The organism is Martelella sp. FLE1502, assembly GCF_053484255.1.
On sequence record NZ_JBAKFQ010000003.1, the window covers coordinates 1 to 21,119 of the forward strand.

The 21,119-nt window shown below is 60.4% G+C and carries 21 protein-coding genes, 1 tRNA gene and 1 pseudogene; 7 read left to right on the forward strand and 16 right to left on the reverse strand.

All coding sequences use genetic code 11. The features are described 5' to 3' along the window. Nucleotides 1–51: 51 nt before the first annotated feature. Entirely contained in the window at nucleotides 52–1,149 is a 1,098-nt protein-coding gene (gene cel5A, locus V6767_RS03285; protein WP_448472127.1) for an endoglucanase Cel5A, read from the reverse strand. 321 nt (nucleotides 1,150–1,470) lie between these two features. On the opposite strand from cel5A, the gene purU reads away from it, so the two are divergent. The 6 genes from purU (at nucleotide 1,471) to V6767_RS03315 (ending at nucleotide 5,246) form a co-directional block, all read left to right on the forward strand. Next, nucleotides 1,471–2,355: a formyltetrahydrofolate deformylase gene (gene purU / locus V6767_RS03290; protein WP_448472128.1), complete on the forward strand. Its 885-nt coding sequence runs from the start codon at nucleotides 1,471–1,473 to the stop codon at nucleotides 2,353–2,355. Between the two features lie 543 nt (nucleotides 2,356–2,898). Further along, a complete protein-coding gene (locus V6767_RS03295) occupies nucleotides 2,899–3,105 on the forward strand; it encodes a hypothetical protein (RefSeq protein WP_448472129.1) in 207 nt (68 codons plus the stop codon). Between the two features lie 87 nt (nucleotides 3,106–3,192). Next, nucleotides 3,193–3,522: a DUF883 family protein gene (locus tag V6767_RS03300; RefSeq protein WP_448432297.1), complete on the forward strand. Its 330-nt coding sequence runs from the start codon at nucleotides 3,193–3,195 to the stop codon at nucleotides 3,520–3,522. Nucleotides 3,523–3,558: 36 nt separating this feature from the next. Further along, nucleotides 3,559–3,945, forward strand: a complete 387-nt coding sequence (locus V6767_RS03305) for a hypothetical protein (protein ID WP_448472130.1) — start codon at nucleotides 3,559–3,561, stop codon at nucleotides 3,943–3,945. Between the two features lie 70 nt (nucleotides 3,946–4,015). After that, nucleotides 4,016–4,834, forward strand: a complete 819-nt coding sequence (locus tag V6767_RS03310; protein ID WP_448472131.1) for an aldo/keto reductase — start codon at nucleotides 4,016–4,018, stop codon at nucleotides 4,832–4,834. 139 nt (nucleotides 4,835–4,973) lie between these two features. Then, nucleotides 4,974–5,246, forward strand: coding sequence for an usg protein (locus tag V6767_RS03315; protein ID WP_448432291.1), 273 nt, complete (start codon nucleotides 4,974–4,976; stop codon nucleotides 5,244–5,246). A 34-nt stretch (nucleotides 5,247–5,280) separates the two neighbouring features. Here V6767_RS03315 and V6767_RS03320 read toward each other — a convergent pair whose 3' ends face one another. From V6767_RS03320 to msrA, 10 genes are all read right to left on the reverse strand, one after another. Next, nucleotides 5,281–5,802 carry a hypothetical protein gene (locus V6767_RS03320; protein ID WP_448472132.1) on the reverse strand — a complete coding sequence of 174 codons (522 nt, stop codon included), beginning with the start codon at nucleotides 5,800–5,802 and terminating at the stop codon, nucleotides 5,281–5,283. A gap of 36 nt (nucleotides 5,803–5,838) precedes the next feature. Further along, the gene (deoA, locus tag V6767_RS03325; protein ID WP_448472133.1) at nucleotides 5,839–7,167 is read right to left on the reverse strand and encodes a thymidine phosphorylase; all 1,329 of its coding nucleotides are present in this window, start codon (nucleotides 7,165–7,167) and stop codon (nucleotides 5,839–5,841) included. 3 nt (nucleotides 7,168–7,170) lie between these two features. Next, nucleotides 7,171–7,944 carry a deoxyribose-phosphate aldolase gene (gene deoC, locus V6767_RS03330; protein ID WP_448472134.1) on the reverse strand — a complete coding sequence of 258 codons (774 nt, stop codon included), beginning with the start codon at nucleotides 7,942–7,944 and terminating at the stop codon, nucleotides 7,171–7,173. A 3-nt stretch (nucleotides 7,945–7,947) separates the two neighbouring features. Next, nucleotides 7,948–8,742 (reverse strand): purine-nucleoside phosphorylase, encoded by a 795-nt coding sequence (locus V6767_RS03335; protein ID WP_448472135.1) that lies wholly within the window; start codon nucleotides 8,740–8,742, stop codon nucleotides 7,948–7,950. Next, a complete protein-coding gene (gene cdd, locus V6767_RS03340; protein ID WP_448472136.1) occupies nucleotides 8,739–9,137 on the reverse strand; it encodes a cytidine deaminase in 399 nt (132 codons plus the stop codon). Before cdd ends, V6767_RS03335 begins: the two co-directional genes overlap by 4 nt. 1 nt (nucleotide 9,138) lies before the next feature. After that, entirely contained in the window at nucleotides 9,139–10,110 is a 972-nt protein-coding gene (locus tag V6767_RS03345; protein ID WP_448432279.1) for an ABC transporter permease, read from the reverse strand. A gap of 3 nt (nucleotides 10,111–10,113) precedes the next feature. Further along, the gene (locus V6767_RS03350) at nucleotides 10,114–11,226 is read right to left on the reverse strand and encodes an ABC transporter permease (RefSeq protein ID WP_448472137.1); all 1,113 of its coding nucleotides are present in this window, start codon (nucleotides 11,224–11,226) and stop codon (nucleotides 10,114–10,116) included. A 7-nt stretch (nucleotides 11,227–11,233) separates the two neighbouring features. Further along, nucleotides 11,234–12,739, reverse strand: a complete 1,506-nt coding sequence (locus tag V6767_RS03355) for an ABC transporter ATP-binding protein (protein ID WP_448472138.1) — start codon at nucleotides 12,737–12,739, stop codon at nucleotides 11,234–11,236. Nucleotides 12,740–12,877: 138 nt separating this feature from the next. Continuing rightward, nucleotides 12,878–13,870, reverse strand: coding sequence for a BMP family lipoprotein (locus V6767_RS03360; RefSeq protein WP_448432273.1), 993 nt, complete (start codon nucleotides 13,868–13,870; stop codon nucleotides 12,878–12,880). A 233-nt stretch (nucleotides 13,871–14,103) separates the two neighbouring features. Next, complete coding sequence (msrA, locus tag V6767_RS03365; RefSeq protein ID WP_448472139.1) at nucleotides 14,104–14,754, reverse strand: peptide-methionine (S)-S-oxide reductase MsrA; 651 nt, start codon at nucleotides 14,752–14,754, stop codon at nucleotides 14,104–14,106. Between the two features lie 254 nt (nucleotides 14,755–15,008). Here msrA and V6767_RS03370 point away from each other — a divergent pair. After that, nucleotides 15,009–15,098 (forward strand) — tRNA-Ser (locus V6767_RS03370). Nucleotides 15,099–15,388: 290 nt separating this feature from the next. Here V6767_RS03370 and V6767_RS03375 read toward each other — a convergent pair. The 5 genes and pseudogenes from V6767_RS03375 to V6767_RS03395 form a co-directional block, all read right to left on the reverse strand. Next, nucleotides 15,389–15,831, reverse strand: a pseudogene (locus V6767_RS03375) (transposase); the annotation flags it as partial. A 289-nt stretch (nucleotides 15,832–16,120) separates the two neighbouring features. Continuing rightward, complete coding sequence (locus V6767_RS03380; RefSeq protein ID WP_448472140.1) at nucleotides 16,121–17,173, reverse strand: ABC transporter ATP-binding protein; 1,053 nt, start codon at nucleotides 17,171–17,173, stop codon at nucleotides 16,121–16,123. A 68-nt stretch (nucleotides 17,174–17,241) separates the two neighbouring features. Next, the gene (locus V6767_RS03385; RefSeq protein WP_448472141.1) at nucleotides 17,242–19,350 is read right to left on the reverse strand and encodes an ADP-ribosylglycohydrolase family protein; all 2,109 of its coding nucleotides are present in this window, start codon (nucleotides 19,348–19,350) and stop codon (nucleotides 17,242–17,244) included. A 31-nt stretch (nucleotides 19,351–19,381) separates the two neighbouring features. Further along, nucleotides 19,382–20,215: a carbohydrate ABC transporter permease gene (locus tag V6767_RS03390; protein WP_448472142.1), complete on the reverse strand. Its 834-nt coding sequence runs from the start codon at nucleotides 20,213–20,215 to the stop codon at nucleotides 19,382–19,384. Further along, nucleotides 20,212–21,057, reverse strand: a complete 846-nt coding sequence (locus tag V6767_RS03395) for a carbohydrate ABC transporter permease (protein ID WP_448472143.1) — start codon at nucleotides 21,055–21,057, stop codon at nucleotides 20,212–20,214. Before V6767_RS03395 ends, V6767_RS03390 begins: the two co-directional genes overlap by 4 nt. Between the last annotated feature and the right edge of the window lie 62 nt (nucleotides 21,058–21,119).

Below are 21,119 nucleotides of genomic sequence, written 5' to 3' on the forward strand. Positions count from 1 at the left end.
AAATCGCACCAAAACGGAATCCCATACGATTCATTCATCACGCCTGATGCTCTAGTGGGCGTTGCAGGCGAGCCGTGTGTCCGGTTCGTTCAGGACCGGCTGCAGCGTGGTGAGCTGCGCCTTGCCGCCATTGCGCAGATCCGGCTGGATGATCATCGGCGAATTCTTCGGCCACCATTCGCCGCTTGCCCAATATGCCCATCCGATCCAGGCCTTGGGATTTTGCTCGATGATGTCGACCATCTGCTTCAACCCCTTGAGGCAGGAAAGTTGGTCGGTTGTGCCGAATTCGCCGAGGAAGCCCTGGTAATCATTGGCGTTCAGCCAGTTGGTGAAGCTCTGGATGGCGCTCACGGCGCCATCGATCTTGTTGCAGTTGTCGGCTTTGCCCGAAAAATCGTCATCGGCATATTGGTGCACCTCGAAGGCGAAATTGTCGACGGGGTCCTGCACGCCGGTCATCACCGATGCATTGGAGTTGCCGTAGAAACTCTGGCTCCAGCTATGCGCGCCGGACCAGGCGGTGCCGGGCACGAGCACGAGATTGCCGGCGCCGATATCGCGGATCGATTTCAGCGCCGCGTTTGCCGCCGTCAGCCAGTCCACGGCTTCGATGTCATGCGGCTCGTTCATCAGGCCGAAGATCACATCCTCGTCATTGGCGAACACGGCGCCAAGGCGCTTCCAGAAATCGGCGAAGGCTTCGACCGGCACGTTTGGGCTGCCGATCACCTCGCCGCGATAACGCGCGTAATTATGGGGATCGAGGATCACCACCATGTTGTTGGCATGGGCGTCGTCCACCGTTTGCTGAATGCGCGACAGTTCCGTGGAATCCAGTATGCCGTTCAACTGCGGCTGTAGACGCTCCCACAGAAAGGGCAGGCGGATGGCGTTGAATTTGTCATTGGCAAGCGAATCGATGGTTTCCTTGGAGGGATAGATATAACCCTCGCCATAGGGATCGCCCGGCTTGCCGAATTCCGCGCCGGCGACATTGATGCCGCGCAGGCTCATCTCACAATCGGCGGCCATGCCGGCCTGCGCCGAGACCGAAAGGGCGGTCAGCGAAACAGCCGCCGTAAAAAACAGCTTTCTGATGCTGGCAGAGGCGCTGGGGCACGGCAAAAACCCTTTCAGACTTGGCATTCACAAAACTCCGGACATGGCTCCATCAAATGGCGCCTCTATGGTAGCAGCGATGAATTAACAGGAATATAGCGCACACCTTTGTCAATGATACGGCGACATATCTTATTTGGTTTCCCGGCCGTCGTTTTTCCAGTTATGACCGACCTCAGCCTGCTTGCGTGGCGGCAATCGACCTTTATGCGTCGCCAATGCAAAAGCGCGATCGGCCCGCCCATAGTCTGATGCGCTGGACACGGCAGCGGTTGAAAGCGCTGCCGCAAGCTTTTATGACCGATCGGCCGCCGCGACAGGTTGGCCCTCAAGGAATGGGAGACGGCTATGAATGATTATGTGCTTACGGTGACCTGCCCGTCCACGCGCGGCATTGTTGCCGCGATCTCCGGCTATCTCGCCACCGAGGGCTGCAACATCATCGACAGTTCGCAATATGACGACCTGGACACCGGCCGGTTTTTCATCCGCATCAGTTTCATTTCAGAAACCGGCGCCAGCCTCGACAGACTGAAAGACGGTTTCGAGGCGATCGCGGCCCCGTTTTCGATGGATTACAAGTTCCATGACGGCTCCTACAGGATGAAGACGCTGATCATGGTCTCGCGCTTCGGCCATTGCCTCAACGACCTGCTCTATCGCTGGCGGATCGGCGCGCTGCCGATCGATATCGTCGGCGTCGTCTCGAACCATCTCGATTACCAGAAGCTGGTGGTCAATCATGATATTCCGTTCTTCCATATTCCGGTGAACAAGGAGAACAAGGCGGCGGCAGAGGCGCGGCTGATGGAGCTGATCGACCAGACCGATACCGAACTCGTGGTGCTGGCGCGCTACATGCAGGTTCTTTCCGATGCGCTGTGCCGGAAGATGGAGGGGCAGGTGATCAATATCCACCATTCCTTCCTGCCGTCCTTCAAGGGCGCCAATCCCTACAAGCAGGCCTATCAGCGCGGCGTGAAGCTGATCGGCGCCACCGCGCATTACGTGACGCCGGATCTCGACGAGGGGCCGATCATCGAGCAGGAGACAGTGCGCATCACCCATGCCCAGAGCCCGGACGACTATGTGGCGCTCGGGCGCGATGTCGAGGCGCTGGTTCTGGCCCGCGCCATCCACGCCCATATCCATCATCGGGTGTTCATCAACGGCAACCGCACGGTGATTTTTGCGCCGTCTGCGGGCTCCTACGCCTCCGAGCGGATGGGCTGAGGCCCCGGCCTGCAACGCGGTCATAATTCAGGCTGCATCCAGGGATTGTATTTGTTGACGGACGGTCAATTTTATCGGCCGGGCCCTTGTTCGTCGTTTGCCTCGCGCTATCTATGGGAAGGCGGAGGATTACGGACCCATCGGTGCTTTCGCCCGGAAAATAAATTTCAATTTTTCGAGCGATTGTGTCATGAATTTGAAGAATATCCTCATTATCGGTAAAATATAACTCTGGTATTCGTGGCCGGTTTTGGCTATCAGGATAACCGGAATGCGGCCCTGTGCCGTTTCAGGGAGAGGAGGCGTTCGATGCCCGTCGAGATGGATACTTTAGAAATCAATCAACGCCGATATCTCAATTATGTCCTGTTTTGCGTCTGTCCTTCGAAAGGCAGTGCGGCATGACCCATCAACCGGAGCCCGGCTTTGGCTTTGTCCTGAGAAGCGCCCGGTTTCATATGCGTCGGACTGCACACGCAGGTTGAAAACATACGTCTAAAACATAAGAGGCCGGCCGCTTTTCAAGGGTCGGAGGTGCATTTCATGAAAAAGCAGATGGTTGAATTCGCCGGCCAGCCGGTCGGCATCGTCATCCCCGAAAACGGTCGCTTGAAGTTCGTGGCGGTGAAGTTTCACGTGCATGGTCTCGACGGCCGGTTCTACGAGACGATGGAAGAACTGCGCCTTGCCATCCGCTCCCATGTGGAGACCTTTTATCGTGAGGGGCCTGATCAGGCTCTGGCGGGCTGATTTTCGCGTTCCCTGTTGCTTTGATCTGGAACAAGGATCATGCTCGGGCGTTATCGTAAGGAAGTAGCCTAATTTCAGGAGTTCACAATGGTAGCCAATAAATCGACGGAAGCCCAGGCGGGCAAGACGACGGAAGCCGACATTCAGGCGCAGATCGATCAGCTGCGCGGCGATATCGCCGAACTGACGAAGATGATCGGCGCGCTTGGCAATCAGAAGGCCAGTGACGCTCGCGTCAAGGCCGAGAAGTTCCGCGACGATGCGATCAAGAGCGGTCAGGATGCCTATGACCGCGCTCGCGACGAGGCGCTTTCCTTCGAGGAAGATGTTGAGGATCATATCCGCAGCCGTCCGCTTCAGTCGATCCTGATGGCTGCAGGGTTCGGATTTCTGATGGCGCTCCTGACGCGGCGCTAGATGATGGATCGGCTCATATCACTCGTGGCGGCCGCCATGGCAGTGGATGGCCGCATCATTGCGCGTTCAGCCAAGCGGAACGCGGTTGTCGCCGTTATTCTGTTCTTCCTGTTTCTCGCCGCCTTTGTCAGCGGCGTTGCAGCGCTTGCCATCTATCTTGCGGAAAAATTCGGCCCCCTCGGCGCCACCTTGACGATCGCCATCGCTTCGCTCGCGCTGGCGCTGTTCGTCCTTGCCTATGCGATGATGATGAACCGCATGGAGCGGCGGCGTTTCCACGCCGCGAAATATGCGACCGAGGAGATGCTTCAAAGCGTGGTCGGCGTCGTGCCGACCATGATCAACCAGAAGCCGATCACGGGCGTCGCCTCCATCGCCGCGCTGGCCTTCGTGCTGATGCGCGCCTACCAGAAAAAGAATTGACGACGGCAACGGAAAACGGTCGGCGGGCTTGCCCGCCGCCTTTCCGTTCGCGCGTCGTAGGGAATGATACATGACAATGAAGACCGTCAACGGCATACCGCAGATGGGATTCGGAACCTGGAAGCGGAATGACAGCGAAGCCTACGATACGGTGATCGCCGCTCTCGAAGCCGGCTACCGCCACATCGATACCGCCCAGGCCTATGACAACGAAACCGAAGTCGGCAATGCGATTTCCGATTCCGGCTTCACGCCTGCGGATATCTTCGTCACTACCAAGGTCTGGATCGACAATTACGGCCCGGCTTCCTTCCGTCCGAGCGTGGAGGAGAGTATGGCGCGGCTGCGGCTCGACAAGCTCGATCTGCTCTTGCTGCACTGGCCCGGCCGCCCGGACGGACCCGCGTTCGAGGACTATATCGGCGAACTCGCCGCTGTCTATGACGACGGCCTGACCAAACGTATCGGCGTGTCCAATTTCAACACGACCCTGCTGGCGGAAGCTGCGCGTCTTCTCGGCGACCGCAAGATTTCCACCAATCAGGTCGAGTGCCACGTGTTCAACCAGAACAGGGTCGTGGCCGATTACTGCCGGGCGCACGATATCGCGCTCACGGCCTACTCGCCGCTCGCCCAGGGCATGGTTGTCGGCAATCCGATCCTGAAGGAAGTGGCGGACGCGCACGAGACCGGCGAAGGCGTCATCGCGCTCGCCTTCCTGATGGCGGAAGGCCATGTGGTGATCCCGACCTCAAGCCGGCCCGAACGGGTGAAGTCCAATCTGGACGCGGCGTCGATCCGGCTCTCCGGCGAGGAGGTCATGCGCATCCGCGAGCTCGATGCGGGCATGCGATTGATCGATCCGGAATGGGCGCCCGATTGGGACTGAGCCTTTCGGATTTCTTGGCAGCACTCAAGGCGAAGCGCTGCCAAGATATCGAATTTGTTTATTAAAACGAAATTTTCAGATTGAAGCCGCCGGCAAAATACGTCAGCCTCTGATATTGTCAACGATAATGAGGTGGACCATGAAACTTGCATCGGACTTCGAGTTGCAGCTTGCCGGCTACGGGCTCACGACAGCGCATATCCTCTACCGCCTGCCGGATTTCGAAAGCCTGCTTCAGACCTATGTCTGGCAGGACTACGATCTTGCCCCCGACTTTCCCGAGATGCACAAGTTCCTCGATTTCTGGCGGGAAAAGCTCGACGGGCCGCTGCATTCCGTCCGCTACGCCCACAGGCGGCTGATCGGCCCCAATGAATGGCGACAGGTGTCGGGGGAATTTACGATCCACTGAGTTGATATCCGCATTTGTCGGAGAGCCGGCTCGCTCACTCCTCGGTATCGATCACGGCCTGCAACTGCTCCTTGGCCGAGATTGCGATGCCGTCGGGATTGGTCGCCAGAATATCGTCGATGCGGGCAACGCCGTCTTCCTCCACGAGGGTAAAACGCGCGGTCGAAAAGATCTGGTATTCATCGGCTTCGCCCATGCAGGCGAATGACTGGAACTCCACGGTGACATGGGTTGCTGCACCGTCCCGGGTCGGCGGCGAGATCATCACGTTTTCGAGTGGGCAACCGTCCTGGGCATTGGTCACGACGTCATAGTCGAAGGGGGAGCCGGCTTCCGTAGCATAGGGCGTTTCCATCGCCTCGGCATAGAGCGTCTGGAAATCCGCGCTGAAGAGACGGGACAGGCGTTTGTCGGAGAACAGCGGCTCGTAGTCCGAGGCGCCTTCGGCCCAGTTTTTCTCCGTCACGGCCATCACCTCGCGCACCGGCTCTGTCGGCTCGGCGGCAAATGCCGGGGCGGAGAGAACGAGAATGGCGAGCAGGGTCTTGAAGGTCATCGGTGCGTCCTTCTGCTGATGCATGTGTTGCCGAGACTACAGGTCGTCGCCCCGCAGGTCGACCCGGTCAAGGATGAGTGGGCGTTCTACCGGTGGGCTGTCGGTGATGGTGATGGCCGCGCGCAGGCTGGCGGCGGCCTGCCGCCAATCGTCCTCGCCGGCGGCATGAAGCATGGCGAGCGGTTCGCCGGCCTCGATCCTGGACCCGAGCGGCTTCAGCCCGGAATAGCCGACGCTGTGGTCGATGCGGTCCTTTGGAAGCTGCCGCCCGCCGCCGAGCGATACCACGCTCAGACCGATCGCCCTGGCGTCGCAGGCGGAAAGATAGCCGGAGGTGGGGGCTTCGACCGCGCGGATAATCGCGGCCTTTGGAAGATAGCTCTCCCAACGCTCGACGAAGTCCGCCGGCCCGCCAAGACCCGACACCATCCGGCCGAAACTCTCAAGCGCTCTGCCGCTTGTTAGCGTCTCGAGCGCCATTTCGCGCGCGCGGTCATGGTCTTCGGCAAGGCCGGCATTGGCGATCATCTCGGCGGCGAAGGCGAGCACCACCGCTTCAAGCCGCGTCCCGGTCTTGTCGCCCTTTAGAAACGACAGCGCGTTTTCGATCTCCACCGCATTGCCGACGGCATCGGCGAGCGGCTCGTTCATGTCGGTGACGAGCGCCGTGGTGGCGAGCCCGGCGCCGCTTGCGACCCGCACCAGAAGGCGGGCGAGAGCCTTGGCGTCCTCGGGATCGGTCATGAACGCGCCATTGCCGAACTTCACATCCAGCACCAGCGTTTGCAGCCCGGCCGCGAGCTTTTTCGACAGGATCGACGAGACGATCAGCGGCATGGATTCGACGGTGGCCGTGACATCGCGTATCGCATAGAGCCGCTTGTCGGCCGGCGCGAGTTCCGCCGTCTGGCCGATGATCGCTGAGCCGGTCTCATTGATGACCCGCCGGAGCGTCGTTTCATCGGGACTGATATTGTAGCCGGGTATCGATTCCAGCTTGTCGAGCGTGCCGCCAGAGGGGCCGAGCCCGCGGCCCGAGATCATCGGCACGGCCAGGCCCGCGGCGGCCGCGATCGGGGCAAGCATCAGCGAGACATTGTCGCCGATGCCGCCGGTGGAATGCTTGTCGGCGATCGGACGCTCGATGCCGGGCCAGGACAGCACATGGCCGGAATCGCGCATGGCAAGCGTCAGCGCCACGGTTTCCGCTTCGTCCATGCCGCGGAAGAACACGGCCATGGCGAAAGCGGCGGCCTGTGCCTCCGAAAGCGTCTCGTCGCTGAGCGCGCGCACGAAGCTGGCGATCTCCTCGCCCGAGAGCGTCAACCCGTCGCGTTTCCTGCGGATGATCTCCTGGGCGAGCATGGCTCAGTAACCGCCGGACGCCGCGCTCGACTGCTTGCCGTCAAGCACGGCCTGGATGTCGTTCAGAAGGCCGGATGCGCCGAAGCGGAAGGTCGTGGGCATCACCCAGCCTTCGCCCATCACGGTTTCGGCGAGGCTCAGATAGAGCTGGGCGTCGCGCACCGAAGAGATGCCGCCGGCGGGCTTGATGCCGACCTTGCGGTCGGTCTGGCGGATGACGCCTAGCATGATGTCGGCGGCTTCCAGCGTGGCGTTGATCTTGACCTTGCCGGTTGAGGTCTTGATGAAGTCCGCGCCCTCGGCAATCGCGAGCTCCGCGGCCTTGCGGATCAGGCCGGCATCGGCCAGTTCGCCGGTCTCCAGAATGACCTTCAGCAGCACCGGTTCGCGGCAGAGAAAACGCACGGCGCGGATCATCTCACTGACAGCCCATTCATTGCCGGCCTTCAGCTTGGCATAGGGGATCACCAGGTCAATTTCGTCGGCGCCGTCGCGGATCGCCTGTTCGGTCTCTTCCTCCACGGCCGAGATCGACATGTCGCCCGCGGGAAAATTCACCACGGTCGCGATCTTGATCAGATGGTCGGGGCCGAGCATCTGCCGGGCAAGGCTGACGAAGCGCGGCCAGATGCAGATCGCCGCCGGCGTGCCGTAGGGCGTATGGGCGCGCTCCAGCAGCGTCTCGATATCCTTGTCGGTGCAGTCGTCGTTCAGATTGGTCAGGTCAAGCAGCGAAAGCGAGACCGACGCGGCCTCCTGAAGCGTGTGGTGTTTCATGGCTTACCCCTTGCCGATCGCGCGCTTGACGATGGCGGCCAGTTTCCGGCCGCCGATCGGCGCCATTTTCTTGGTTTCGTCATGGTCAAGCTCCCCCTGGCTCATACCCGCCCCGAAATTGGTGATGACGGAGGCCGCGGCGACCTTCAGACCCAGAAAGCGCGCCAGTATAACCTCGGGCACCGTCGACATGCCGACTGCGTCGGCGCCGAGCACCCGGGCCATGCGGATCTCCGCCGGCGTTTCGAAGCTCGGTCCTGAAAACCACATATATGTGCCTTCCGCAAGTATTATGTCGAGATCGGCCGCCGCCGCCCGCATGGCGTCGGCGAGTTCGCGGTCATAGGCACGGCTCATTCCGGTGAACCGTCGGTCGGATGTTTCACCGATCAGCGGGTTCATGCCGGAATAGTTGATATGGTCGGTGATCAGCATCACCGAGCCGGGCGGCATGTCCTCATGCAGCGATCCGGCGGCATTGCTGAGGATAAGATTTTCCACTCCGAGTGCGGTCAGCGTTTCCAGCGGCAGGCGCATCGCCGCGGCATCGCCCTGCTCGTAATAATGTACGCGTCCGGAAAGCACGACAACCGGTGTGCCGGCAAGAAGGCCGGCAACGAGACTGCCGTGATGGCCGCTGACGCCGCCTACGGGAAAACCGGGAAGCTCGGAAAAGGCAAAGCGTGTCGGGTTTTCGATCTCGTCCGCCAGCCCGCCAAGGCCGGAGCCGAGCACGATCGCATGGCGCGGCGAAAGGTCGCCGAGCGCCTCCTTCAGCAGAAGCGCTGCCTCGGTCATCCGATGTCCTCGGTATCGAAGGCGTGGGGCAGTAGGCCGCCGACGGTCACGGTTTCGCGTACGCCGGCATCGTCGCAGAGATAGACTTCAGCCCCGGCATCGGAAAATTCGGCAAGCTTCTGGCGGCAGCCGCCGCAGGGCGAGCACAGCGCCAGACGCGGCGCATAGACGGCAACGGCCTTGATCTTCGTCGCGCCGCCCATGATCATGTGGCCGATCGCGACGCCCTCGGCGCAGATGCCTTCCGGATAGGCGAGGTTTTCGACATTGGCGCCGGCATAGATCGCGCCGTCCTCGGCAAGGATGGCCGCGCCCACCGGAAACTTGGAATAGGGCGAATAGGATTTGGCGCTTGCCGCGCGCGCGGTCTCGAAAAGATCTGCGGGTGTCGCCATGTTAGCGCTCCTTGGTATAGGGCACGCCGCCGGCCTTGGGCGGGCGGGCGGTGCCGATGAAGCCCGCCAGGAGGACGCAGGTGAGGATATAGGGCATGGCCTGGAACACCTGCACCGGCACCTCGCCGATCAGCGGCATGGATTTGCCCTGCATGAAATTGGAAAGTGCCTCGAGGAAGCCGAACAGCAGGCAGGCAAACATCACCGGAACCGGCTTCCACTTGGCGAAGATCAGCGCCGCGAGCGCGATATAGCCCTTGCCGGCCGACATGTTGTTGATGAACGACGCCGACTGCGCGATCGCGAGATAGGTGCCGGAAAAACCGCAGAGCAGGCCGGCAAGGATCACCGCCCGGTAGCGAAGCCACGTCACCGAAATGCCCGCCGTATCCACCGCGCCTGGATTTTCGCCGACAGCGCGCAGGCGCAGGCCGAAGCGGGTCTTGTAGACCACCCACCATACGATCGGCACGGTGATGAAGGCGATATAGACGAGGATGTTGTTGCCGGAAATGACGTCGGAATAGAGCTTGCCGAAGAAGCCCATCTGGCTCGCCGCCTCCGCGCCCGGAAAATCGATGCCGGTAAAGCGGGCGCTGTTTTCAAGCTGCGGGGTGCGTCCGCCCTGGCGGAACCAGGCATTGCCGAGCACCACGGTCAGCCCCGCCGCTACGAAATTGAGGGCGACGCCCGAGACGATCTGGTTGCCGCGCGCGGTGATCGAGGCATAGCCGTGGACAAGGCTGAAGACGATCGAGATCAGAATGCCGCCGAGCAGCCCGAGCCAGGGCGAGCCGGTGTAATAGGCAACGACGGCGGCCGCGAAGGCCGAGGCCAGCATCTTGCCTTCCAGCCCGATGTCGAAAATGCCGGAGCGCTCCGAAAACAGGCCGGCAAGTGCCGTGAAGATCAGCGGAATCGAAAGGCGGATGGTCGAGCCCAGCATGCCGATGATGATGTCGATGCTCTGCATGGCTCAGGCCTCCGCCGTCATCTGTCGTCTGGAAAACACCCTGACCAGCGCCGGCCGGTAGAGGAATTCCAGCGCGCCGGCGAACAGGATGACCAGACCCTGGATCATCACGATCATGTCGCGGGTGATCTGCGGCATCATGAAGGAAAGCTGCGCGCCGCCCTGGTAGAGAATGCCGAACAGGATCGCGGCGAGCACGATGCCCAGCGGATGGTTGCGGCCCATCAGCGACACGGCGATGCCGACAAAGCCCGCCCCGCCGACGAATTCCACCTGCAACCGGTCCGCCGAGCCCATCACCACATTGAGCGCCATCATGCCGGCAAGCCCGCCGGACAGCAGCATGGTGACGATCACCGTGCGGGCATAGGGAATGCCGGCATAGGTGGCGGCCGACTTGCTCATGCCGAGCGCGCGCACCGAATAGCCGAACTTGGTGCGCCAGATCAGGAACCAGACGGCAACGCCCATGACCAGCGCGATGAGGAAGGAGACGTTGAGGGGCGCGGGACCAAGCCTGGACCCGAACATCGCCATCAGCCAGTCGAGGTTCGGAAGCTGGCCGCCGGGCGCGAAGCCACGCGTTTCCGGCGACATCGCGCCGGCGGGTTTGAGCACATGCACCAGCAGATAGACCATCAGCGCCGCGCCGATGAAATTGAACATGATCGTGGTGATCACGATGTGGCTGCCGCGCTTGGCCTGCAGCCAGGCCGGAATGAAGGCCCAGGCCGCGCCGAATATGCCCGCGCCCAGAACGGCGAAAGGCATGGTCACATACCAGGGCACGTAATTGCCGAGCGACAGCGCCACCAGCGCGCAGCCGAGCCCGCCGACATAGGCCTGGCCCTCCGAGCCGATATTGAACAGCCCGGCGTGATAGGCCATCGCCACCGAAAGCCCGGTGAAGATGAAGTTGGTCGCATAAAACAGCGTGAAGCCGATTCCCATCCCGCTGCCAAGCGCGCCGTTGATGAGAATGCCAAGCGCCTCGAACGGGCTCTGGCCGATCATCCAGATCACAAGGCCGGAAATCACCAGCGCCGTGACGAGGTTGAGCAGCGGCATCAGCAGGAAGGTGACCCAGGAGGGCAGGGGCGTATTGGCGGCGCTCATGAGGTCCTCAAGATGCTATCCCGGCCATCATCAGGCCGAGTTTCTGTTCGTCCGCCGTTGGCGTGGTTTCGCCGACGACCTCGCCGACGAACATCACCAGAATGCGGTCGGCAAGGGCGCGGATCTCGTCAAGCTCGACGGATACGAGCAGCACCGCCTTGCCGCCGTCGCGCATGTCGATGATGCGGCGGTGGATGAACTCGATCGCGCCGATATCGACGCCGCGGGTCGGCTGGCCGACAAGCAGGATGTCCGGATCGCGCTCGATCTCGCGGGCGACCACGATCTTCTGCTGATTGCCGCCGGAGAAATTGGCGGTCTTCAGCATGGGGTTGGGCGGGCGGATATCGTATTTCTCGATCTTCTCGCGGGCATCCTCCAGGATCGCCTGACGGTCGAGAACGCCTGCGCGGCCGTATTTCTCAAGATGATGATAGCCGAGAATATTGTTCTCGCGCTCCTCGAACGGCAGGATCAGCCCCATATGGTGGCGGTCCTCGGGAATATGGGCAACGCCTGCGTGCCGGATCTTCGCCGGATCGGCGTGAACGACCTTCTTGCCATCGATCCAGATTTCGCCGGAATGCGGCTTGCGAATGCCGGACAGCGCCTCCAGCAGTTCCGACTGGCCGTTGCCGGCAACCCCCGCAATGCCGACGATCTCGCCCTTGCGCACATCGAAGGAGACGTTCTTGACCATCGGCACGCCGCGGCTGTCGTGAACGGTGAGATTGCGCACCGAAAGCGCAACGTCGCCCGGCTTGGCCTCGCCCTTTTCCACGCGCAGCAGCACGCGGCGGCCGACCATGAGTTCGGCAAGCTCTTCCACCGTCGTCTCGGCGGTATCGCGGGTCGCCACCATCTCGCCGCGGCGCATGACGGAGACCTTGTCGGTGATCGCCATGATCTCGCGCAGCTTGTGGGTGATGAAAATGATGGTCTTGCCCTGGTCGCGCAGCATGCCGAGGATGCGGAACAGGTGATCGGCTTCCGACGGCGTCAGCACGCCGGTCGGCTCGTCGAGAATCAGGATTTCGGCGCCGCGAAACATCGCCTTCAGGATTTCGACGCGCTGTTGCAGCCCGACCGGCAGTTCCTCGATCACGGCGTCGGGATCGACCTCCAGGCCGTATTCCTCCTCAAGCCGCTTCAGTTCCTTGCGGGCAGCGCTCGCGCCCTTGGCAAGCAGCGCGCCGCCTTCCGCGCCGAGCATGATGTTTTCCAGAACGGTGAAATCCTCCACCAGCATGAAGTGCTGATGCACCATGCCGATGCCGGCATCGATCGCGACATCGGTGTCGGCGATCACCAGCTTCTCGCCATTCACCCGGATTTCGCCGTTATCGGCCTGGTAGAAGCCGTAGAGGATCGACATCAGCGTGGACTTGCCCGCCCCGTTTTCGCCGATAATGCCGTGGATCGTGCCCTTCTCAACCGTGAGATTGATGTCCTTGTTGGCATGGACCGGGCCAAAGCTTTTGTCGATGCCGATGAGTTCGATCGCGGGGCTCAAATGCTCTTACTCTCCAACAGGTCTTGCCGCAGCCATTGACAGGCGGGCAGGTTGACGCCGCCCGCTTGACGAAAATCGCGGGGCGGAAATCAAAAAGCGGGCGTCTGCGACACGCGCAGACGCCCGCCAGGGTTCACATCAATAGGGGCAGGTGTTGTCGACGGCGTAGTCGTGGACTTCGATCTCGCCGGAGATGATGCCTTCCTTCGCCTTTTCGACGGCGGCCATCATATCTTCGGTGATCAGCGCCTTGTTGTTGTCGTCATAGGCCCAGCCCACGCCGTCCTCGGCCACGCCAAGGCTGTTGACGCCGGCTTCGAAATTGCCGTCCTGGCTGGCCTTGAAGGCATCGTAGACGGCGTTGTCGACGCGCTTGACCATTGAGGTCAGAACCGAGCCGGGATGAACGTAGTTCTGGTTGGAATCGACGCCGATCGAATATTTCTCGGCGTCAGCCGCGGCCTGCAGCACGCCGAGACCGGAGGCGCCGGCTGCCGCGTAGATCACGTCGGCACCCTGGTCCATCTGGTTCTTGGTAAGCTCGCCGGCCTTGACCGGGTCGTTCCAGGCAGCGCCCGTGGTGCCGACGAAATTGCGCAGCACCTTGACGTTTTCATTGGCCGCATGGGCGCCCTGGGCATAGCCGCAGCCGAATTTGTGGATCAGCGGAATATCCATGCCGCCGACAAAGCCGACCGTGCCGGTTTCCGATTTCATCGCGCCGAGAAGGCCAACGAGATAGGAGCCCTGCTCTTCCTTGAAGACGACGGACTGGACGTTCGGCGCGTCGATCACGTCATCGACGATGTAGAACTCGGTATCGGGAAACTGCGGCGCGATCTTTTCGACAGCCGACTTCCAGGCGAACGACAGCGCCACGACCGGGTTGAAGCCCATCGATGCGAAGTTCAGGATCGCCTGTTCGCCCTGTGCATCGCCGGTGGGTTCGAAATCGCGGTATTCAACGCCGGTGTCGGCCTTGAATTTTTCGGCGCCGTTATAGGCGGATTCATTGAAGGATTTGTCGAACTTGCCGCCCGTGCCGTAGACCAGCGCCGGTTTGAAATCGGCGGCCAGCGCGGTGGTCGACATGGCGGCTACAGCCATAAGGCTCAAAATGGTCTTCTTCATATCGCAGCTCTGTTCCCTGTGCGTGAAACCCTGAGATCCCGGCCCCTGTCCGGGAAGGTCGCCGGCGCGCAATGGCCGACCCTGCCTTCATCGTTGCACGGCTCAGACAAAATTTCATCACAAAATTTGCCCGAAGGGTAAAAAACGGCGCGGGGTTATCAACAGGCAAGACAAACGAAAAGGGAGCGCGAACGCTCCCTTCGGCAAGATCGGTTTGCGGCAAGCCGATAAGCTCAGCCGATCGGGCAGGAGACGCCGGTGCCCCTGAGCCCGCAATAGCCGGCGGGGTTCTTCGCCAGGTATTGCTGGTGATAATCCTCGGCCGGGTAGAAAGCGCCGGCCTTCGCGATTTCCGTGGTGATCACATCGCCGCGGCCGTTTTCCTTCAGGGCAGCCTGGAAGCGATCGCGCACGCGTTCGGCAAGCTCAAGATCATCTTCGTTTTCAAGGTAGATCGCGGAGCGATAGGTGGTGCCGATATCATTGCCCTGGCGCATGCCCTGGGTCGGGTCATGGGCCTCGAAGAAGATCGCGAGCAATTGTTCGAGGCTCACCTGCTGCGGGTCATAGACCACGCGCACCACCTCGGTGTGGCCGGTCATCCCCGTGCAGGTTTCCTCATAGGTCGGGTTGGGGGTGATTCCGCCGGAATAGCCGGCGACGGTCACATAGACGCCGGGCGTCTGCCACAACAGCCGTTCCGCGCCCCAGAAGCAGCCCATGCCGAGCATCACTTCCTTCAGGTGGTCGGGATAGGGCGGGGCGAGCGGACGACCATTGACGAAGTGTTCGCGCGCCGTGGGGATCGGCTCGGCGCGGCCGGGCAGCGCGGTCTCGGCCGTCGGCAGCGTGGTCTTTTCCTTTTTCAGGGTCGAGAGAAACATCTGATTCTCCTTTGAACGGGTAGGCCGGCTCCGCTTTTCCTGCGCCGCGGAACGACGGCGATAGATGCATATTAGATAAGCATCGAAACGATCGGGCACAAGTTCCGGTTCCGCGGCCGGCCGCCAGAGCCGCGCAATTGCCGACCGGCCGCAATCATTTCAGGAAACTGACAAATTCGGGTTGATCATCGCGCCTTCATCGGTATATATCGCGCCGTTCCCGCCGCTCGGTTTCGCCGAAGCAGGCATTGAACGGACAGGTGGCCGAGTGGTCGAAGGCGCACGCCTGGAACGCGTGTATACGGGCAACCGTATCGAGGGTTCGAATCCCTCTCTGTCCGCCATTACCTCGGCCCAAGGTCATGATTTTATTCATGGTTTTCTTTCCAAGGTTGGTTGAGGTACATTTCAAGGTACATTCTGGCGCAAAAGTCGAGGCCGAGCTTTCTTGTTCTGGTTTTCCGACTCTGCCTTTCCTACCGTAGCCGATGAAGCCGGCGTTCGCTATCGTGGCTGGTTCGTTTCCTTGTCATTAGCCGTTTCTCTCGTACTGACTTCCAGGATGCCGGTATCCTGTGTGATGCTCTCGAGCATTTTCTCGAGACGTTTACCGACCAGTTCGCGTTCCTCCATCAGCCAGATTGTCGAGAATGAAGATGTCGCCTCTGGACAGCGTCGGCGCGAGCTGGGTCTCGATATAGCTATCGAAGGCGGCGCGGTTCATGACCTTGTCGATGATCCAGGGCGCGCTCAAGCCGTCGCAGCGCAGTGCGGCGATGAAGGTCGGCGTCCCCCAATGGCCAAACGGTGCATGTGCCCTGAGGCGGTCACCCTTTCGACTTCGCCCACGCAGGCGCGTCATTTTGGTGGTGACGGCGTTCGAGAGCCACTCGTCTCTCTCACCATCGATGAAGACAAGACGGCCCGGTTGTTCGCGCATGAGCGGCTGACGCGACTGCCGCCATATTCGCCGGGCTTCGGCGATGCCAGCAGCGTTTTTTTATAGGAGAAGCCGCAACGGCACAGAAACCGGGAGAGTTCGGCCGGATCAGCTTTCATCTGATGGGTTTCAAACAGATGCGGGCTGCCGCCAAGGCCGAACAGTTGCGGGTGTGGTGGCACAGTATCTAGTATTTCTTCCGACAGAAGATGTTGCCCGTCGATCTTCAATATGTCCATGCCGCCTGCGACCATCAGCCGGAATTTGCCGATATCGCGATCGTTGCGACGGCAAAAGCACGTGGATTGATAGTGCTGACCCGCAATGTCCGTCATATCGACTCCTCTCGGGGTGCCGATAATCGAACCGTTTCAGTTGCTCGTTCTCTTCCAGAGTGACACTGCCAGCCGAAGGAATAGGTTCTTTCTAAAGAGCCTCTCCCGATTTTGCATCGAAATAGTGGGTGGCACCGTGATCGAGCCGAACTTGCATCGAGGTGCCATATTCTATGTCGATGCGTTCGCGGAATACCGCGGAAACAGACTGCCCGTGGACAGTGAGCTGGGCAAAAATTTCCGAGCCCGTCGGTTCCACCACGCCGATCTCCGCCGTCACGCCCTTTTTTGTCGCCAGCAGGTCCTCTGGCCGTTTGCCGACAAGAATGGTGCGTCCCTCCTCAATGCCGGCAGGGGCTGAAAGACTACTCGGCGTACCGTTCTCGAAAACGAGCTGTCCGGCTCGGTTTGTCAGTGGCAGCAGGTTCATCGAAGGGGAGCCGATAAACTGTGCGACGAAGGCATTTTGGGGGGTATCGTAAAGCTCAAGCGGAGATCCTGCCTGTTCGATGCCGCCGCCATTGAGCACCACGATCTTATCCGCCATCGTCATCGCTTCGACCTGATCGTGGGTCACGTAGATGATGGTGGTCTTGAGCCGTTTGTGCAGCGCCTTGATCTCCGCACGCATCTGCACCCGCAGCTTGGCGTCTAGGTTGGACAGCGGCTCGTCGAACAGGAAGACTTTCGGATTGCGGACGATCGAACGGCCCATGGCAACACGCTGGCGCTGCCCACCAGACAATTGCCGCGGATAGCGTTTCAAAAGTGGCGTGAGGCCAAGGATCTCGGCCGCTTCCGACACCTTTTTTTCCTTCTCCTGAGCGGGGGCCCCAGCCAGGGTCAGCGAAAAGGCCATGTTCTCAAACACTGTCATGTGCGGATAGAGCGCGTAGTTCTGGAACACCATCGAGATGTCGCGCTGTTTCGGCGGCAGATCGTTGACCACTCTGCCATCGATCGCAATCTCGCCGCCACTGATGTTTTCAAGCCCGGCAATCATCCGCAAAAGCGTCGACTTCCCGCAGCCGGAAGGACCGACCAGAACGACGAACTCTCCATCTTCGATCTCAACGGAAATGTTTTCCAGCACGTTGACGCTACCATAGTCTTTTCTGATGTTTCTGATCGAAACCGGGGCCATGTTTTCCTCCCGAGGATGCGGATCACACCGCACTGCTCATGTAAAATTCAAATGCGAAGTGAGCCGCTTCAGACCGGCCCGATACTGATTCTGTCGGCGGAAACCGCACCTTCATGGACGATAAGGCCGATACCGCCATCGCAAATGGCTTCGGCACTGTCGTCGGTTGCCGAGATCGCGATGCCATCGACGACCGCTGTAATCTTCCGGCCTTTGGCCCTCGCAGCAATTGCGACCGGGCGTTCGAAGGCAAACGTGTAATCCTGTTCGGCAAGCACCGTGACCGTCTCGTCGCGTACACGCACGATCTCGATCTTGTCGGCGCGGGTGACGCGCACGGCGTAGTAACGTCGCAAACCCTGAACCCTCAGAGCAACCCCGGCATGGTTGCCGAGGTGAATGAGCAGTCCGGTTTCAACCGCATAGTCTGTCCAGTCACGTGTCCCATGGGCAATCAGGCCCTCGCCATCGGACTGGGAGATGCGGAAACTTGCAGGAAAGTTCCGGGAGAAGAAGCTGACGCCGTTGACCCAGGCCTTGCGCCAGAAGTCGCCGTCGCCAGATGGTCGCTGAAGCACCATGTTAGGCGTGCCGTCAAAACGCATATAGTCGACGAGCACTGCGCCATCGGCGCGTTTTCCGTCCGGGCGGATGACAAGGCCGAGTTCGGCGATCGGCTGGCCGCCGGTCGCGGGCAGTCGCCATTCGAGGACGGTTTCGCCGCCGGGCGCCAGTGTCTCAGCGGGGCCTTCCACCGGGACCAGCTGATCGCTGCCGTCATAATGCCGTATCGTCAATGCGACTGCGACATTGCCGTTGTTGTCTGCAGGCGCCATCACCCTGGCACGAACGGTCTGGCCCGGATAGACGAGTGGCGTCGCCATCAGGTCATAGGTGCGCATTTTCAGCAGTTCGGGTGGCGAGAACACCGGGGTCATCGCTGCCGCTTTCTGGCCGGGTGCCAGCGCCGAATACCGGATGGCAAGCGCTCTGCCGCTGTCGGTCGCGATACTGGAAACCTGCGTAGCGGCATTCACGTCGAAGCCGCTTAACGGCCTGAAGCCCTGGGTGCTGCCGGGCAGCGAAAAATGGAACCGTGCGCCATCCTTCGGTGGGTTCAGGGACGCTTGACCTGCAAGCTTCAGACCCAGATCGGCGATGTAGCAGGCCATGCGGACGGCGTCATTGATGGAATTGCCGCCGTCTGCCGTCGAGACCAGCATGCGGTCGGCAAGCGGCCCGCGCCAGTCCGGCCCTGCTTCCAGGCCATCGAGACCGAGCATCAGGCCCATCAGGCAGCCGACATTGCCGGCATTGCAGTCGGTATCCCAACCGCATGTGTTGATGATCATCTGCGCCCTCTGGAAGTCGTCGGGCGCATAAAGCATTGTCATGATCATGATCGCGTGGTTCGGCACAACATGGCAGTTGCCTGGGAACTTGTCGTAGCCGTAGGTATCCGCAATCTTCTGGCGGGTGTCCCGCCATTCGGTATTCTCGCGATGCCATGTGCGGACATCGGCCACGATTCGGGCGATCAGGCAATCTTCGGGGATCTGTGAAAGAGCGGTGTCGATCAGGTGATCTATGTCTTTGGAGCGGAAGGCTTCCGCCTCCATGGCCGCCCACAGCATGGCGGCATAGACGGATTCGCCGTCATGGCTGACTTTTCCCGCCTGTTCTGCAAGTCTTGCGGCCAGTTCAGGTTTGCCGGGGGCGACCATCGCCCATCCGTCGATGAATATCTGGGCGCCGATCTGTTCAGCCACAGCCTCGCCGTTCTGGGCAATGGAGCCGGATTGCGGGGCCGGGATGCCCTTTTTGAGGTTCAGCCACGCCGTATGCTCGGTCGAGTTACCGTTGCCGCCCCACCAGAGAATGGTGCGCTCCTCGATAATGTAGTTCAGCCATGCGCGGCCGATATCGGCGGCAGAAAGGTCCGGCGAGATACCGTAGTCCTCAAGAGCCCGGATAAAGGTGAACGTGCCGGAAACATCGTCATCGGTCACGACCAGCGGGTCGCCGAGCCGGTCATGGACGTAATAGTCGATCGGTCCCAGTTCCCTGGTGATGCGCTCATAAGTCCAGCCTTCGAAGGGACGGCCGAGATAGACGCCGATCAGCTTGCCGAGAACGCCTGCATAGACACGTTCGAGGTAGTCGTTGGGAATGGTCACTTGAACCCCTTTGATAATCGAGAAGGCTTCTTCAGCCCTTGACCGAACCGCCGGCCATGCCTTCGATGAAGCGGCGCTGAAGAAAAATGAAGAGAATGACGATGGGCAGAATGATGATTAGCGCTGCGGCCATGACCTCACCCCAATCGGAAGAGTACTGGCCCGACAGCAGGAAGAAGGAAACGACAGCGGTCATTCTGTCCTGCCCTTGCAGGAAGGTGGTCGCGATCAGGAATTCGTTCCACGAATAAAGGCCGATAATCAGCGCGACGGTCAGAATGCCCGGCGAGACGATGGGCAAGAAGACACGCCGGAACACTTGCCAGTGCGTTGCGCCATCGATCAGCGCGGCCTCTTCCAGTTCCTTCGGAACGGCAAGAAAATAGGTGCGCAGCAGCATGATTGCGAAAGGCGAATAAATGGCTGTGTAGACGAAAGCCACCGCAATCGGATTATTGATCAGACCGAACTGTGCGAAGCCAAAATAGAGAGGGAACAGGAAGAGCTGGATCGGGGCCGTCGTCGAGGCAAGAAGGTAGAAGGTCAGGATCTTCCAGGATTTGATCTTCTTGCGCGCCAGAACATAGGCCGTCAGCGAAGACGTGGAGCAGACCAGCACGATAGTCATAGCGGTCAGCACCGCCGAGTTGAGAAGCGTGCGTGCGAAATTCGCATCAGTCCAGGCGCGCGTGAAATTGTCCCAGCGCAGTTCTGAAGGCATCGAAAGAGGGCTCTGGACGATCTCGGTTGAGGGCTTGAGCGAGTTCAGCACCATCAATGCGATCGGAAACAGGGTGATGATCAGAAGAACTGTCAGCGTCGTGTAGACGAGGATACGGGAGATACGGCTTTCTGAAGTGTTCACTGTTCGAGCTCCTGGGCCTGAGAGCGGATATAGAAGATCGTTGCTACAAGCCCGAACAGGCTGATGATGAGCGAAATCGCAGCGGCCTTGCCGACCTGCAGGTCGTAAAACGCCGAACGGTAGGCAAACGTGGACAGCACTTCGGAAGAATAGGCCGGGCCGCCGCCGGTGAGGATGTAGACGAAGTCGAACACCAGAAACGACCAGATCACGGTCATGATCATCATCAGCATGATGGTGGGCTTGATGCCCGGCAGCAGGACATATCGCATGGTCTGGAAGAATGTCGCACCTTCAACGCGGGCCGCTTCGACCTGCTCTGCGGGCACCTGGCGCAAGGCTGCGAAGAAGATGACGCATAAAAACCCCCACCAGTGCCATAGATCCACGGTGGCGATCCCGTAAAGCGCGGTTGAGGTTTGCGTCAGCGGATCCGTGACGTTCAAACCCAGGCGCTGCAGCAGGCCTGTGATGCCGGACACGGGCGAATAGATCATGCCCTGCCAGACGCGCGCGGTGATCGCCGTAGCAATGATCACGGGGAGAAAATAGATGACCTGGAAAAAGTTGGATCCGCGCCGCGCCACCAGCATCATCGTCGCGGCCAGCAGACCCATGCCGATCGGGATCGTAAGGAAGATCAGGGTCCATACCAGGTTATTTCTGAGGGCAATCCAGAAAACGCCGTCATACCAGAGCGCCTCAAAATTGCCGAGTCCGACGAACTGAGGTGCGCTGATGCCGTCCCAGTCAAAGAACGCCAGCATGATCGTCAGCAAGGCCGGTATCGCTATGATGACGATATTGATGAGCAATGTCGGTATGACATAAAGTCGGTGCATCGTATTACCTTTTGAGGGCTAGGGACTGAGCCGCTGGCATAAGACGAAACGATGGTGGCGCG

Bases quoted from the DNA above. Each gene is read 5' to 3' on its own strand.
- msrA (WP_448472139.1), bottom strand. From the start codon at position 14,754: ATGTTTCTCTCGACCCTGAAAAAGGAAAAGACCACGCTGCCGACGGCC.
- cel5A (WP_448472127.1), bottom strand. From the start codon at position 1,149: ATGCCAAGTCTGAAAGGGTTTTTGCCGTGCCCCAGCGCCTCTGCCAGC.
- purU (WP_448472128.1), top strand. From the start codon at position 1,471: ATGAATGATTATGTGCTTACGGTGACCTGCCCGTCCACGCGCGGCATT.
- V6767_RS03315 (WP_448432291.1), top strand. From the start codon at position 4,974: ATGAAACTTGCATCGGACTTCGAGTTGCAGCTTGCCGGCTACGGGCTC.
- V6767_RS03320 (WP_448472132.1), bottom strand. From the start codon at position 5,802: ATGACCTTCAAGACCCTGCTCGCCATTCTCGTTCTCTCCGCCCCGGCA.
- V6767_RS03295 (WP_448472129.1), top strand. From the start codon at position 2,899: ATGAAAAAGCAGATGGTTGAATTCGCCGGCCAGCCGGTCGGCATCGTC.
- V6767_RS03380 (WP_448472140.1), bottom strand. From the start codon at position 17,173: ATGGCCCCGGTTTCGATCAGAAACATCAGAAAAGACTATGGTAGCGTC.
- V6767_RS03310 (WP_448472131.1), top strand. From the start codon at position 4,016: ATGACAATGAAGACCGTCAACGGCATACCGCAGATGGGATTCGGAACC.
- V6767_RS03350 (WP_448472137.1), bottom strand. From the start codon at position 11,226: ATGAGCGCCGCCAATACGCCCCTGCCCTCCTGGGTCACCTTCCTGCTG.
- deoA (WP_448472133.1), bottom strand. From the start codon at position 7,167: ATGCTCGCCCAGGAGATCATCCGCAGGAAACGCGACGGGTTGACGCTC.
- V6767_RS03360 (WP_448432273.1), bottom strand. From the start codon at position 13,870: ATGAAGAAGACCATTTTGAGCCTTATGGCTGTAGCCGCCATGTCGACC.
- V6767_RS03305 (WP_448472130.1), top strand. From the start codon at position 3,559: ATGGCAGTGGATGGCCGCATCATTGCGCGTTCAGCCAAGCGGAACGCG.
- V6767_RS03345 (WP_448432279.1), bottom strand. From the start codon at position 10,110: ATGCAGAGCATCGACATCATCATCGGCATGCTGGGCTCGACCATCCGC.
- cdd (WP_448472136.1), bottom strand. From the start codon at position 9,137: ATGGCGACACCCGCAGATCTTTTCGAGACCGCGCGCGCGGCAAGCGCC.
- deoC (WP_448472134.1), bottom strand. From the start codon at position 7,944: ATGAAACACCACACGCTTCAGGAGGCCGCGTCGGTCTCGCTTTCGCTG.
- V6767_RS03395 (WP_448472143.1), bottom strand. From the start codon at position 21,057: ATGCACCGACTTTATGTCATACCGACATTGCTCATCAATATCGTCATC.
- V6767_RS03300 (WP_448432297.1), top strand. From the start codon at position 3,193: ATGGTAGCCAATAAATCGACGGAAGCCCAGGCGGGCAAGACGACGGAA.
- V6767_RS03335 (WP_448472135.1), bottom strand. From the start codon at position 8,742: ATGACCGAGGCAGCGCTTCTGCTGAAGGAGGCGCTCGGCGACCTTTCG.